18 protein-coding genes are annotated in these 12,843 nt (G+C 33.7%); 5 read left to right on the top strand and 13 right to left on the bottom strand.

The window, feature by feature from the left end; all coding sequences use genetic code 11:
* From crcB to OQK60_RS09270, 13 genes are all read right to left on the bottom strand, one after another.
* Complete coding sequence (gene crcB / locus OQK60_RS09330) at positions 1-387, bottom strand: fluoride efflux transporter CrcB (protein ID WP_297686355.1); 387 nt, start codon at positions 385-387, stop codon at positions 1-3.
* On the bottom strand, positions 356-1,054 hold the full coding sequence (locus OQK60_RS09325; RefSeq protein WP_297686353.1) for a lysophospholipid acyltransferase family protein: 699 nt from the start codon (positions 1,052-1,054) through the stop codon (positions 356-358). Before OQK60_RS09325 ends, crcB begins: the two co-directional genes overlap by 32 nt.
* Positions 1,032-2,138 (bottom strand): hypothetical protein, encoded by a 1,107-nt coding sequence (locus OQK60_RS09320; protein ID WP_297686351.1) that lies wholly within the window; start codon positions 2,136-2,138, stop codon positions 1,032-1,034. Before OQK60_RS09320 ends, OQK60_RS09325 begins: the two co-directional genes overlap by 23 nt.
* The gene (purQ, locus tag OQK60_RS09315; RefSeq protein ID WP_297686349.1) at positions 2,138-2,812 is read right to left on the bottom strand and encodes a phosphoribosylformylglycinamidine synthase I; all 675 of its coding nucleotides are present in this window, start codon (positions 2,810-2,812) and stop codon (positions 2,138-2,140) included. Before purQ ends, OQK60_RS09320 begins: the two co-directional genes overlap by 1 nt.
* The gene (gene purS, locus OQK60_RS09310) at positions 2,812-3,051 is read right to left on the bottom strand and encodes a phosphoribosylformylglycinamidine synthase subunit PurS (RefSeq protein WP_297686347.1); all 240 of its coding nucleotides are present in this window, start codon (positions 3,049-3,051) and stop codon (positions 2,812-2,814) included. Before purS ends, purQ begins: the two co-directional genes overlap by 1 nt.
* A 3-nt stretch (positions 3,052-3,054) precedes the next feature.
* Positions 3,055-3,768 carry a phosphoribosylaminoimidazolesuccinocarboxamide synthase gene (gene purC / locus OQK60_RS09305; protein WP_297686344.1) on the bottom strand — a complete coding sequence of 238 codons (714 nt, stop codon included), beginning with the start codon at positions 3,766-3,768 and terminating at the stop codon, positions 3,055-3,057.
* Positions 3,769-3,775: 7 nt separating this feature from the next.
* The gene (locus tag OQK60_RS09300) at positions 3,776-5,032 is read right to left on the bottom strand and encodes a S41 family peptidase (RefSeq protein ID WP_297686400.1); all 1,257 of its coding nucleotides are present in this window, start codon (positions 5,030-5,032) and stop codon (positions 3,776-3,778) included.
* A 177-nt stretch (positions 5,033-5,209) separates the two neighbouring features.
* Positions 5,210-5,812, bottom strand: coding sequence for a mobile mystery protein B (locus OQK60_RS09295; RefSeq protein WP_297686342.1), 603 nt, complete (start codon positions 5,810-5,812; stop codon positions 5,210-5,212).
* Positions 5,812-6,192, bottom strand: coding sequence for a hypothetical protein (locus tag OQK60_RS09290; RefSeq protein ID WP_297686340.1), 381 nt, complete (start codon positions 6,190-6,192; stop codon positions 5,812-5,814). Before OQK60_RS09290 ends, OQK60_RS09295 begins: the two co-directional genes overlap by 1 nt.
* Positions 6,193-6,310: 118 nt before the next feature.
* Positions 6,311-7,084, bottom strand: coding sequence for a transposase (locus OQK60_RS09285; protein ID WP_297686338.1), 774 nt, complete (start codon positions 7,082-7,084; stop codon positions 6,311-6,313).
* 120 nt (positions 7,085-7,204) lie between these two features.
* Positions 7,205-7,330: a hypothetical protein gene (locus OQK60_RS09280; RefSeq protein WP_297686336.1), complete on the bottom strand. Its 126-nt coding sequence runs from the start codon at positions 7,328-7,330 to the stop codon at positions 7,205-7,207.
* A gap of 1 nt (position 7,331) precedes the next feature.
* Positions 7,332-8,264 carry a hypothetical protein gene (locus OQK60_RS09275; RefSeq protein ID WP_297686334.1) on the bottom strand — a complete coding sequence of 311 codons (933 nt, stop codon included), beginning with the start codon at positions 8,262-8,264 and terminating at the stop codon, positions 7,332-7,334.
* Positions 8,264-8,644 carry a hypothetical protein gene (locus tag OQK60_RS09270; RefSeq protein ID WP_297686332.1) on the bottom strand — a complete coding sequence of 127 codons (381 nt, stop codon included), beginning with the start codon at positions 8,642-8,644 and terminating at the stop codon, positions 8,264-8,266. Before OQK60_RS09270 ends, OQK60_RS09275 begins: the two co-directional genes overlap by 1 nt.
* A gap of 193 nt (positions 8,645-8,837) precedes the next feature.
* Here OQK60_RS09270 and OQK60_RS09265 point away from each other — a divergent pair, with 193 nt between their 5' ends.
* The 5 genes from OQK60_RS09265 to hisD are packed head-to-tail and all read left to right on the top strand — an operon-like array spanning position 8,838 to position 12,813.
* A complete protein-coding gene (locus OQK60_RS09265) occupies positions 8,838-9,278 on the top strand; it encodes a hemerythrin domain-containing protein (protein WP_297686330.1) in 441 nt (146 codons plus the stop codon).
* Positions 9,279-9,292: 14 nt separating this feature from the next.
* On the top strand, positions 9,293-10,597 hold the full coding sequence (locus tag OQK60_RS09260) for a hypothetical protein (protein WP_297686328.1): 1,305 nt from the start codon (positions 9,293-9,295) through the stop codon (positions 10,595-10,597).
* Positions 10,594-11,109: a shikimate kinase gene (locus tag OQK60_RS09255; RefSeq protein ID WP_297686327.1), complete on the top strand. Its 516-nt coding sequence runs from the start codon at positions 10,594-10,596 to the stop codon at positions 11,107-11,109. The genes OQK60_RS09260 and OQK60_RS09255 overlap by 4 nt, the downstream gene beginning before the upstream one ends.
* Positions 11,102-11,521: a DUF255 domain-containing protein gene (locus tag OQK60_RS09250; RefSeq protein ID WP_297686324.1), complete on the top strand. Its 420-nt coding sequence runs from the start codon at positions 11,102-11,104 to the stop codon at positions 11,519-11,521. Before OQK60_RS09255 ends, OQK60_RS09250 begins: the two co-directional genes overlap by 8 nt.
* Positions 11,521-12,813: a histidinol dehydrogenase gene (hisD, locus tag OQK60_RS09245; RefSeq protein ID WP_297686322.1), complete on the top strand. Its 1,293-nt coding sequence runs from the start codon at positions 11,521-11,523 to the stop codon at positions 12,811-12,813. Before OQK60_RS09250 ends, hisD begins: the two co-directional genes overlap by 1 nt.
* The last annotated feature ends 30 nt before the right edge of the window (positions 12,814-12,843 follow it).

The following is a 12,843-nucleotide window of genomic DNA, read 5'->3' as shown; positions in this document are numbered from 1 at the left end:
TTACTTTAAAAAGAACTTAGTGGCATAAAAACCGCTGCCAGCCATAATAATCGTGCCAAAAGCATTTAACGAGATATTTGCAAAAGCCAAAAGTATACTCCCGCTTTCTAAAAGCAAAAAACTCTCAATCGCAAAAGCAGAGTAGGTTGTTAATGCACCCAATATCCCTGTAGACAAAAAAAATTTCATTTGAAGTGAAAAGAGTGTCGTATACATGAAGTAGGCTATTAAAATACCCATTAAAAAACTGCCTATTAGATTTACACCCAATGTTCCATAGGGCAAATCATGCGGAAATTTATGTGAAATTAAACCATTAAGATAAGCTCTTAGGACTGCACCGATAAAACCGCCGCTACCTATGGCGAGGATTGTTTGCCAACTCATCATCATATACCTTTTGCATTTTAATTCGTAAGTCATTGAGCCACTCATCGTTACTTTTGTCAGCTACAAAAGAATCTAAGTATATTGCTTTGATTCTACCGGGTTTATAGTAGAAATTTTTAACATTATAGTATTTAGCGGTTTGCATCAATACAACCGGTTGAACACGGAGTTTATATTTATCTGCAACCATTTTAGCTCCGGCTTTAAAAGGCAGCATCTTACCTTTTGTAGAACGAGTACCTTCTGGAAACATAGTTATAACTCTTTTTTTATCAATAACTTTTTTAGCGTCTTTTAAAAGTTTTACAAGTGAAGTTTTATTTTCTCTCTCAACAGCTATGTCTTGGGGCAGTTTAAGAGCAAGTCCAAAAAACGGTATGTCAAATAGTTCTTTTTTAGCAACCCAGGCAAGGTCTTTGCTTGTTATAGTTTCCATAACAGCTATATCTAAATCGCTTTGATGGTTTAGTAAAAACATTTGAGTTTGCGGATCTTCTTCTCCCTCGATGTCAACACTAAGAAATATACTAAGTCTGATAATCCAAGCAGACATTTTTCTGCTGTATGGTCTTGGCATAAGCTTGAATGTTAAAATCATAAGTACAAGAGAAGCAAATATGATTATTGTAGCAAATAGCCAACTAATTTGAGCAAATATCTTCATTTTTAACCCAGCCTACCTTTTTATTTTGTAGTTGTATTTTTGTCCAACCCTTTGTGCTTCCTTCTTTTTGTAAATGGTATTTAGTTGGAGTTGTTTCAAAAATTGTTCCGTTTGCTACGGGAAGTAAGTGTATATTTGAATTTTGTTTAATGCATATCTCTTTTGATGGAGCCCAAATATAAATAATATACCCAATCGGGATAAGAATAAAAATTAGATATATGTATTTTCTTCGCAATAAAATTATAAAAAATGAGATAGTAGCAATAGCACCTGCAATTTGCATTTTAAGCTGTTCTCTAGATTGATTTTTTGGTTCCAAATCACTCTGTGTTGTTACGCTGTCGTCGTCTACATGTATTGGAATGTTGACAAGTAAAAATCTATTTTTTTTTAGATTAAAGTAAGAAAAAGAAAAGTTTTCTATTTTTTTATCTATTACCGCATAGTAAGTTATTTTGGAGTCAAAATATGATTCTGAAACAGATTCCATGCCTTGCTTATGTACATTTTTTAGCTCAAAAGATGCAATATCACAGTTTTGTGCCTCAGCTACAAATACAACGATATTATGCGTAGAGTCATAGCTTGTAGTCTTATAATCAACAATATTAAAAGAGTCTGCCACTATGTTTGAAAAATCTTTTTTTGGGTTCAGCGCAACTACATTTAGTTTTTTGCCCTCTAGAGTAGTTGTTCTGTATTGGTTGTTATTGTAGTCTAAAAGTCTGGCTGTAAAATCCGGTAGTCTAGCACTGTCTGAAGTAGTTAAAAAATAAAAAGTTTCATAATAATATTTAGGGTCAATATCGCGTGAAGGAAAGTCACTAAGAAGTTTTAAGCCATAAGAGTTATTTAAGTCATATACTATATCTGTAAAATATTTTGCAGTTGTGAGAGCTTTGATGGTTACTTTAAATATTTCACCCTTTAAAACTCTTGATGGTGTCTCTTCATAGTTTAAATAGATAACTTTTGGCAGCTTGAGTAATTCTTCTTTGCTAAGTTCGTTTTCTACTGAAGCAGTCTCATTCGCAATAAGAGCCGCTGAAAATAATAACCAAACAAAGAGTAATCCTCTCATTATGCTGTTAAAAAACCTTGTAGCATTTTAATACCGTCATCACTTCCTAAAATACTTTCCATTGCTCGCTCAGGGTGTGGCATCAGACCAAAAATATTTTTTTCTTTATTACAGATTCCGGCAATAGAATCGACACTGCCGTTAGGATTTTTATCTTCACCCTTTTCATCTGTATATTTTAGAAGAACTTGATTGTTTGCATATAAATCTTTTAGTCCGTCTTGGTCAATAAAGTAATTACCATCGTGATGAGCAATAGGGATATTTACAACATCGTTGTTGTTTAGTTTTTCTAAAAAGATATTATCGTTGTTCACAACTTTTAGATGATGATGTTTTGAGATAAAGTGAAGGCCATCATTACGCATTAATGCGCCAGGAAGTAGCCCAGCCTCAGTTAAAACTTGAAAACCGTTACATATACCTAAAACTTTTCCACCCTTGTTAGCATACTCAGTTACGGCTTTCATAACAGGAGAAAATTTAGCAATAGCACCACTTCTAAGATAATCTCCATAAGAGAAACCTCCAGCAACTACTAACAAGTTAGTGTCACTCGGAATTGATTCTGATTTATGCCATACAATTTCAGTTTGTGCCCCTAGTTTTTCAAAAGCATGTTGAGTATCATACTCACAGTTAGTACCGGGAAACTGTAAAATAGTGATTTTCATTATACTAGCTCAATCTCATAATCTTCAATCACTGTATTTGCAAGAAGATCTTCACACATTTTTGTTACTTCAGCCATTGCTTTTGTTTTATCCGTCTCGTCTAATTTTAAAATTATTTGTTTGCCAACACGAACATCGCTTACACCTTTGAAGTGTAAAGAATCTAATGCATGGTGAACTGCTTTCCCTTGAGAATCTAATACACCTGCTTTTAGAGATACATTTACTATTGCTTTCATTAATTATTTTCCTAAAATTCTATTTAAAACTTCTTCATATGCTACTTTTAAGCCACCTAAACCTTGACGAAATCTGTCTTTGTCCATCTTCTCGCCACTTTCCATATCCCAAAAACGGCAGTTGTCAGGACTAATCTCATCAACTAAGATGATATTTCCATTTGAGTCTTTTCCAAACTCGAGTTTAAAATCAACTAGGTTAAGACCTTTGTCTGCAAAGTAAGGCTTTAAGACATCATTTACCTGTCTAGCCATTCTGCGAAGTTTATCTAACTCATCTTGATAATCAACAAGTCCTAAGATAAGGGCATGCTGGTCATTTAGTTTAGGGTCACCTAAGTCATCGTCTTTGTAGTCAAATTCAACTAAAGTAAAAGGAAGAACTTTTCCATCTTCAATACCAAGGTTACGAGAAAGAGAGCCAGTTGCAATATTACGAACTATAACTTCTATCAAAATCACATCAACTTTTTTGTGAAGCATATGGTTATCATCTAGCATCTTTACAAAGTGAGTCTGGATTCCATTTGCTTCTAAAAGCTTAAAAAGCTCAGTTGAGATTTTATTATTTAGTGCGCCTTTGCCAGCTTCACTAGATTTTTTCTCACCATTAAACGCAGTTAAATCATCTTTAAATTCTGATATAACTAAGTTTTCATCATCTGTTAAGAATAGTTTTTTAGCTTTACCTTCGTAAAGTAGTTCTCTTTTTTCCATATTTTTATTATCCTTTTGTAATAATTAGTGCCTTGATAACATCAACGCCAATTTTAAGTTGAATATCTTTGTTCATCATCTCTTGAGTTATAATAAACTTAGAGTCTTTTTTAGTCTCTTTTTCTTCCTCTTCTGGTACTCCGTCAACTTTTTCTAACTCTTCTTCTAAGTGTTTTTTTAGATCAGCCTCTTTTATAGCAAACTCATTTGTTTTAGTCGGAACAACACCAGGCAGTACTTCTATGTCCGGCTTAACACCTACTGCTTGAATAGTTCTTCCACTTGGAAGATAGTATCTAGCGATTGTAAGTTTGATAGCTTCATCTTCTTGTATAGGGAGCACTACTTGAACACTACCTTTACCAAATGTATTTTGACCAACGATAATACCGCGTTTATGGTCTTGAAGTGCACCGCTTACAATTTCGCTCGCACTTGCACTGCCTCCGTTTACTAACACAACTAAAGGCACTTTAGTTACTGTAGAGCTGCTTTTTGCAGAGTATATTTCATCATCAGCTTTTTTTCTGCCCTTTTGAGAAACTATATCTCCCTCATCAACAAACAAATCAACAAGTCCAACAGCCTGGTCAAGTAATCCTCCAGGGTTGTTTCTCAAATCAAGAACAATCCCTTTAGTAGTTTTTTTGCGTTTTTTGATGGCTTTACTTACATCATCAAGAACTTTTTTGTCAAAACTTGTAACTCTGATGTACTGGATATCATTACCAATTGATTTAGCATATACCGATTCTATAGTGATTATGCCTCTGACTATTTTTATTTTAAGTGGCTTTGCTTCACCTTCTCTAACTATAGTAATATCAATAGGGTCTCCAACTTTACCACGCATAATCGACACAGCTTCGTCAATAGTCATGTTGAGAGTGGATTTTTCATTTATTTTAAGAATGATATCACCTGCTTGCAGGCCAGCTTTATCCGCAGGAGTTCCTTCAATAGGAGAAATTACAGTAAGAGCACCGTCTTTGATGCCGACAGTGATTCCTAAACCGCCAAACTCGCCGTCTGTCTGTACTTTTAAACTTTTAAAATCTTTTTTCTTGAGGTAGTTAGAGTGAGCGTCAAGATTGCCCATCATGCCCTCTAGTGCTTTGTCCATCAACTCTTCGATACTCACTTCATCCACATTGTACTGCTCAACTATACTGATAACTTTTGTAAATTTTGCAAGTGCTTCTAGTCTTGAAGCTTCTTCTTTATCAGACTCTTTCGCATTTGCTGATGCACTCGTTGAAAACATCAAAATCAATGTAATTGCGGTAGATATAAAACCAAGAGTAATAAACTTTTTATTTGTCATTAATTATCCTATATTTATTCGTTTGTATTTAAAAAAGATATTATAGTAAAAAGCTGTTTAAATAACAATGAGAGGAAATAATTGACATGTTGGCTAAATTATATCTATTTCGTTTCGTTAATAGGTAATAGTATGCATCTGTATTAAATCTGCATAGTCGCCATTATCAGCTTTTTTCAGAGCTTTAATATAATCATCTCTTTTAGAGTTCTCTTTTGCCAGTAAATCCTCTTGCCATCGAACAGGCATTAAGCCATTTTGTCTGAGATAAATATTTGCCAGCATTCTAGACCATCTTCCATTGCCATTTTGAAAAGGATGGATTTGTACTGCTCTATGATGGATTCTAGTAGCTGTTTCATATGTGTCAAATGTTTTATTTTTATTCCAATACGCTATATCATCAGATAGTTTTTTTAACTCAACAGGGATTAGATAGGCTTTTATGCCAATAGAGAGTTCAATATGTCTTAATTTACCTGCCCATTCCCATACATCACTAAACATTTCATGATGAAGAGTTGTCAGCCATTCGTAACTGAAGGGCGCATCTTTTTTAGTTGGTTTAGCAGACAAGTATTTCAAAGTTGCATTTGCAATGTTTTGGGCTTCTTTTATGTATATTTCTTCTAATGAGTAGGATTTTAAAGAGGATAGTTTTAATCCTGAAGTATCATCTAGTGGTGTTGCATCATCTATAGGTTTCGTGCTGTCAATCATCATGCAATCCAAAGTCTATCTTTATATGAACCGGTTAGAAACTCTTTTTCAAATTTGTGAATCATCTTTTCTAAACTATTTTTTTCTAATCCTTGCATCTCAAGAGCCGAAGTACTTTGAACTAACGAAGCCATAAAAATTGCTTTTTCTTTTGCTCTGTTTTGTCGTAGTTTTTTTAGAGGTACTGTCTCATTACCGGCAAAATCAACACCCAATAAATTTGTTATATATTCTATGGTGCTTAGTTTTACATCTTCTCCGGCAAAGAATCTGTTTACAGTTCTGATACCGAGGTTACTCAATTTTGCAATATTTTCAATAGTAATGTTTAACTTTTCTTTTCTTTGTATGATTTTATTTATGAGTTCTGATCTTAGCATAATAAATCCTTTACTGTATTATGCCATAAATGGCAGGTAATAGTCAAACTAAGTATGTCATAAGTGGCATAACAATTTCTACATGTAATCTCTAAAAGTGAAGATTCAACCCCTGAGATTAAGATTGAATATCCATTTTTATTACTTTTGATATTAATGATTTTGATACATTTAAGTATATGGCAATATTTGACTGAGTGTATCCATCAAGATAAGCGTTTAATATGCCTAAGTTTCTTTCTAGCTTTGTTTCAGTGCAGTAAAAGTGCTCTTCAAGTAGTTTACAACAGCTAATTTTTAGAGTATTCTCTACTTTCTCGATTTTTTCTTTTTGCCTTTCTTTGAGGTACTTTATTTCATCTTCCATAATTGATTTATCTAAAAATTGACTCAATGTTTTTATGTCAAACTCTTTTAATAGTATGGATTCATTAAATGAGGGGTAGATTTTTTTTGAGTTGAATATATAAGAAGCAAAAGTATATGGATAATCTCCTATATTCACACAAAGTCCTGCTTCAATGGGATTGTTTTCTATGTATCTTAAAAGTGTATATAAATAATCTTCAGAAGTAATATATTTAGACTTGTATCGATCTTGCCATAAATGTCCACTTCTTTGATATCTTTTATTAAAATATTGAGCATAATTTGCATTTATAATGCGCATAAAAGTTGAAAGATTTTCTTTTTGTGTCTCTATAAGAAGGTGGTAGTGATTATCCATGAGAACAAAATCGTGTAAAATGACTTTATGTATTGTAGCTGTTTTATTTATTATTTTTAGAAATGTATCTTTGTCACCATTATTATTAAAAATATTACAACGATTCACTCCTCTATTGATTGTGTGATGATATCCGGCAAAGTCTACTCGTGGTTTTGTTGGCATTATCAATCTCTTTGCAACTTGGGTATTTAAAGTGTAATTTTATTATTGGAGTTAAGTTTAGTGTATTTTGTAGAAGATGTATAAAAATATGACAAAATGAAATGTTAAAAAAGTGGAGATTCAACCCCTGGGGTCTATTTCTACCTTACTTCCATTTTGATTAACTTCATCTTGAAAGTAGTAACTTTCATATACCTTGTCTGAAATAATCCCCATTACTACTAATGTATCTGCATTTGCTTCCATTTTACTTTTCTCCTTTTATGTATTTTTTGTATAATTTTTCATTTAACCAAATTTTATGGTTACGCGTCCTATATAATCCACCCATTTGCATTACATTTCTTTCAAAATATAAACCATCACCACACATAGATTCTTGATCATAATAAGTACTCATTGCAGGAATAATGTTGTAATGTAGTTTCATAACCCTTTGATTTTGAGCTATTACTTCATTTGCGCTGTTGTCCGTTATTTTTGTTACATCTGAATAGAGAAAGTTTCTTGAAAAAAAGTTTAGTTTCACTTCATTAAAAGTTACTGTGTAGTTAAGTTTTGGCATTGTTTGTTTGGTAAAGACTTTCTCTTTTACAGAGCAACTATCTATAAGTGAGTTTTGTTGTTTTTCTATCTCATCAACTATTTTTCTAGCTTCATTAAATTTATCTCTTAGCTCTAGCCATAAAGCTTCATTCTCTTTAAGTAGCTCTTTAGTAAATTGCTTGTTTATTTGGTTATATTTTTTTGTTTCGAGCAGCAGTTTTGTATTTATCTCATTATACTTTTGAACTGGTACATCTCTGACATAAACATATACCTTTTCATCATCTCCATTTAGTGCCATTGTTTTTAGATGCACTCCATCAAGATAGTTTTTTATCATCAGCTTTCTATCTTCTTCGTTAAATCCTGGATAAACATTATCTTCCCAATAGATACTTTCTGGATACTCTACTTTTTTACTTATATAGGTCGATGGTGTAGTTAGGCAATAATATCCTCCTAAAATATTTGTAATGATGATGTCATAAGTAGGAAGCAGTATAAAAAAAGCCAGTACAAGTTTTGAGATAGATTTTTTATGCGGAAAATATTTTATAGCTAGCTTATATAGATAAATCGCTAATCCTATATAGATTATAACTACAGCTATAAATATGTATGATAATAAAAACATCACGCCACCTCTTTCATATCTACATGTAGATAATTATTTGCTATAACTTCATCTCCAAATACATCAAGTGTGATTGTCTGGTATTGGTTAGTTGAGTTTAGGGTTATGGTGTCTTGGCTTAAAAATCCATAATCAGAACCATCAGTTGAGATATCATTTATGTTAAGGTTTAGTGTTACGGACTCTGTGTCTTTTAACTCTCTTGAAGCTCCAATGATAAATGTCAGTTGATTATTATCATCCAAGTCACCCTCTACTGTATTGACACTTGTTATATTGACATGTAGAACTGTTTCATCATCGTTATCATCTATAGTTCCCTCACCTGCATTTACTAAAAAACACACCCCAGGGGTTGAATCTCCACTTTTTTCTTCCATAATGTCACCCCTTCTCATATCTACAAATCAATCCACTCTAATAAAATATACTTATATTTAACAAATAGTTTACTTTCTTATTCTTTAAACTGTTGTTAATAATTAGAATGAGAGAAAAATAATTGACATGTAATAATCCAAGATTTATATTATTCATATATAATTGCAACAATTATTAATAAGGGTATAAATTATGAGTACAATAAAAGAATATTTAAGTGAAGACCACAGTCGTTGTGATGAACTGTTTGCAAACATGGAAGATGCAGTAGCAAATGACATCAATACTGCAAAAGAAGCCTATGAGTTGTTTGCCGGTGAGACTGAAAGACATTTTCAAATGGAAGAACGCGTAATGTTTTTAGAATTTGAGACAAAAACAGGGATGACTCAGGGTCCAACTGCCATGATGAGACAAGAGCATACTCAGATGAGAGCTCTTATTAAAGAGATGGGCGAGGCAATTGACGCTAAAGATAAAGACAAATTTTTTGGAAACAGTGAAACACTTATGATTTTAATGCAGCAGCACAACATGAAAGAGGAGCAGATGCTTTACACTATGGCTCAACAACACCTAAGTGCAGAGTCTGACCGTATAGTAGATATGATGAAATCAATGATAGTTGAGTAGAGCAGGGCTTCAACTTGGATTTAAATGGTTTATCGGCTGATCAGGCACCGCCAATATCAGCACCAATCAGGTTTTTTTTAACAGCACCTATTTTTGGAGTAATTGCAGGACTGTTGATTCTTTTATGTGACCCGCAGATGTTGATTAGCAGGTACTCAATAGAATCTATTGTAATCACGCATGCCATAACTATAGGTTTTTTGGGTTTTGTAATGCTCGGGGCATTGACTCAAATGTTGCCAGTATTAGCCGGAGTAAAAATATCTAAGATAGACACAGTAGCCAAAGTAGCACATATATTTTTAGTTTTTGGCACTCTTTTTATGATTTTTGGCTTACTTGAGGATCACTCTAAGCTTATTTTAGCCTCATCTGTATTTCTGGGTATTGGCTTTTTAGCTCTGATTGTTCCTATGCTTTTGGCTCTAAGTAAAGTCGTACATGTAACGGCTAGTGTAAGAGCGATGATAACAAGTCTGGTTTTTGCGTTTCTTATAGTTTTGATGGGGATGCATCTGTTGGCGTCATACGGAACTGACAAGTTCTCATCTTTACATGTACTCTTAGCAAATGTTCACAGTGTTTGGGCTATCTTTGGTTTTGCGGGAGTGTTGATTATCGGTGTATCATTTCATGTTCTGCCGATGTTTTATGTAGCACCGAGATTTAAACCGTTTTGTAAACAAAAAGTTGTCTGGCTTATCTCTTTTGGCTTGCTTTTATGGTTGGTTTTAAATATATTTTTAGAGTCATATTCTACGGTGGCAAAAATATGGGTGGCACTGTTCTTTTGGGCTTTTGCTACAACAGTATTTTTAAAACTCTATAGACGCCGCCGTCCCATAAGTGATGTAACAGTTTGGTACTGGAGAACAGCAGCTATATTTATGACACTTGGAACATTCGCATGGGCTATTAATGATTATTATGATTCTAGATATATAGTAATAGTCTCTATTTTAATAGGCGGCGGATTTATCTTCTCTATCATGTCTGGAATGCTTTATAAGATAGTGCCGTTTTTAGTGTGGTTTCACCTCAATGCAAAAGGCTACATGTCAATTCCAACAATGAACGATATGATAGATAAAAGATTGGCAAAAACTCAGTTTATACTCTTTCTAATCTCTTTAGTTGGTTTTGTAGTTTCATTTTTTATACCGAGTATATTGCCGATTTTTGCGATTACTTTTATTGTGAGTATGCTGATTTTAGAGTACAATGTCATAGCACCGGTATTGATATATAGAAAAATTATCAAAACTAAACCAGAGTTTGACATGAGTGCTTTTAATATTTCAGTAGAAGGTATAGAGTGAAGAATATTATTTTGATTGGCTTCATGGGTGTGGGTAAGGGCAGTGTTGCTCGTGAAGTTATCAAACACTCAGATTGTGTGGCAGTTGATACAGATGACCTTATAGAGAGTATGGAAAACAGGACCATTAAAAAAATATTTGCCGAGGATGGTGAAGAGTATTTTAGGGACTTAGAAAAAAAACTCTCAAAGTGGTTAGGAAGCAGTGTTAAAAATACTCTTATCTCAACCGGTGGCGGTTTTTACAAGCAAAAAAACTTAAAAGAGATAGGTACGGTAGTTCTTCTTAATTCACCATTTGATAAAATACTAAAACGAATCAATTCTCACCCTAATGCAGTGAAAAAACTCAAAAAAAGACCACTTCTTAGTGATTTGAAAAAAGCAAAAGAGTTATATGACGAGCGATTACCGGAGTATTTGGCTTTAGCTGATATAGTGATAGAAGTAACTGATAAGAGTGCACTTGAGTGTGCTAAAGAATTATTAAAAAAGGTAAAAAAACATGATTAAATTTTTAACATCTATATTATTGATATTAGCGGTAAATGTATCTGCTTCAAGTATAAAGTGGGCAAAAGATTATAACAATGGCTTAGAAGATGCGAAAAAAGTTAACAAACCGGTTCTTTTTGTTTCATCAAGACATACATGTAGATATTGTGTTCAACTCGAAGAGACTACATTTAAAGACAAAAGAGTCATTGAAGAGTTAAACAACGACTTTGTTTCAATAATCTCTTATAGTGATGACAATGATTATATGCCAAAAGAGATGTGGAGACCAGGAACCCCTGCAATATGGTTTTTATTACCAAGTGGAGAACCTATGTATCAGCCGCTTATGGGTGCAATGGATGCCCAAAATTTTCTAAAAGCACTATCTATAGTTAAAGAAGATTTTATTAAAGGACAAAATAAATAATGATTTTTACAAATTCAAAAAGCACTAACTTTAAAGCTGAGTTTGATGAGCTTCTTCAAAGAGGCAAAATGGATATCGCATCAGTAAGTGCTATTGTTGGAAATATTATAAGTGAAATAAGAACCGATAAAAATGTAGCACTAAAGCAACATATATCTAAATTTGACAACTGGACACCAAAAGCGGATGAAGACTTATTGATATCTACTGACTCTATGCAAAAAGCATATAATAATATTGACAAAAAACTATTAGATGCACTACACCTCTCTTATAATAGAATCAAAGCATATCATGAAAAACAAAAACCGAAATCTTGGTTTGATACAGAAGACAACGGAACGATTTTAGGTCAAAAAGTAACTGCTGTTGACAGTGCAGGGCTTTATATACCTGGAGGAAAAGCAGCTTACCCATCTTCACTTCTTATGAATGTCATACCTGCTCAGGTTGCAGGAGTTGAGAACATCGTAGTCTGTACTCCAACACCAGACAATGAGCCAAATGAACTTCTGCTTGCTGCATGTCATCTGTGTGGAGTAGAGCAAGTTTACAAAGTTGGCGGTGCATCTGCGATAGCAGCGATGGCTTATGGAACCCAGACTATTCCTAAAGTTGATGTTATAACAGGACCGGGAAATATTTTTGTAGCAACTGCGAAAAAGATGGTTTTTGGTGATGTAAATATAGATATGATAGCAGGTCCTAGTGAGATAGGCATCTTGGCTGATGATAGTGCAAATGCTTCTCACTTAGCTATTGACTTGCTCTCTCAAGCAGAACATGATGAGATGGCAAGCTCAATTCTTATCACTCCATCACAAAAGTTGGCAGATGAGGTTAAAATAGAACTAGAAAACTGGTTATTAAAACTTCCCCGTCAAGAGATTGCGAGAAAATCAATAGAAGAGCGCGGAGCCATAATTGTTACTGAAGATATGGATGAAGCTATAAAGCTGATGAATGAAATAGCTCCAGAGCACTTAGAAGTTGCTACAAATAATCCTTTTGAGTTACTTCCGTTTATTAAACATGCAGGAGCAATTTTTCTAGGTCACAATACACCTGAAGCAATTGGTGATTATGTGGCTGGACCAAACCATACACTACCAACTGGCGGAACGGCTAAATTTTACTCTCCACTTGGAGTAGAGAATTTTATGAAAAAGACATCTATTATCTCTTTTAGCTCCAAAGCTATAAACGAGATAGGACAAGAGTGCGCCCTCATAGCAAATACTGAGGGGTTAACTGCGCATGAAGAGTCAGTTAGGGTAAGGCTTAAGAGCTAAAGTATTATCTGACTTTCTGTTTTTCAAATA

It is taken from the genome of Sulfurimonas sp., from assembly GCF_026196735.1.
Lineage (GTDB): Bacteria > Campylobacterota > Campylobacteria > Campylobacterales > Sulfurimonadaceae > Sulfurimonas.
Note: the sequence above shows the minus strand (reverse complement) of the source record. Positions and strands in the feature narration are given on the sequence as shown.

Bases quoted from the DNA above. Each gene is read 5' to 3' on its own strand.
- OQK60_RS09265 (WP_297686330.1), top strand. From the start codon at position 8,838: ATGAGTACAATAAAAGAATATTTAAGTGAAGACCACAGTCGTTGTGAT.
- OQK60_RS09290 (WP_297686340.1), bottom strand. From the start codon at position 6,192: ATGCTAAGATCAGAACTCATAAATAAAATCATACAAAGAAAAGAAAAG.
- OQK60_RS09325 (WP_297686353.1), bottom strand. From the start codon at position 1,054: ATGAAGATATTTGCTCAAATTAGTTGGCTATTTGCTACAATAATCATA.
- OQK60_RS09280 (WP_297686336.1), bottom strand. From the start codon at position 7,330: ATGGAAGCAAATGCAGATACATTAGTAGTAATGGGGATTATTTCAGAC.
- purQ (WP_297686349.1), bottom strand. From the start codon at position 2,812: ATGAAAATCACTATTTTACAGTTTCCCGGTACTAACTGTGAGTATGAT.
- hisD (WP_297686322.1), top strand. From the start codon at position 11,521: ATGATTTTTACAAATTCAAAAAGCACTAACTTTAAAGCTGAGTTTGAT.
- OQK60_RS09270 (WP_297686332.1), bottom strand. From the start codon at position 8,644: ATGGAAGAAAAAAGTGGAGATTCAACCCCTGGGGTGTGTTTTTTAGTA.
- purS (WP_297686347.1), bottom strand. From the start codon at position 3,051: ATGAAAGCAATAGTAAATGTATCTCTAAAAGCAGGTGTATTAGATTCT.
- OQK60_RS09285 (WP_297686338.1), bottom strand. From the start codon at position 7,084: ATGCCAACAAAACCACGAGTAGACTTTGCCGGATATCATCACACAATC.
- OQK60_RS09320 (WP_297686351.1), bottom strand. From the start codon at position 2,138: ATGAGAGGATTACTCTTTGTTTGGTTATTATTTTCAGCGGCTCTTATT.
- OQK60_RS09295 (WP_297686342.1), bottom strand. From the start codon at position 5,812: ATGATTGACAGCACGAAACCTATAGATGATGCAACACCACTAGATGAT.
- OQK60_RS09300 (WP_297686400.1), bottom strand. From the start codon at position 5,032: ATGTTTTCAACGAGTGCATCAGCAAATGCGAAAGAGTCTGATAAAGAA.
- crcB (WP_297686355.1), bottom strand. From the start codon at position 387: ATGAGTTGGCAAACAATCCTCGCCATAGGTAGCGGCGGTTTTATCGGT.
- OQK60_RS09275 (WP_297686334.1), bottom strand. From the start codon at position 8,264: ATGTTTTTATTATCATACATATTTATAGCTGTAGTTATAATCTATATA.
- purC (WP_297686344.1), bottom strand. From the start codon at position 3,768: ATGGAAAAAAGAGAACTACTTTACGAAGGTAAAGCTAAAAAACTATTC.
- OQK60_RS09250 (WP_297686324.1), top strand. From the start codon at position 11,102: ATGATTAAATTTTTAACATCTATATTATTGATATTAGCGGTAAATGTA.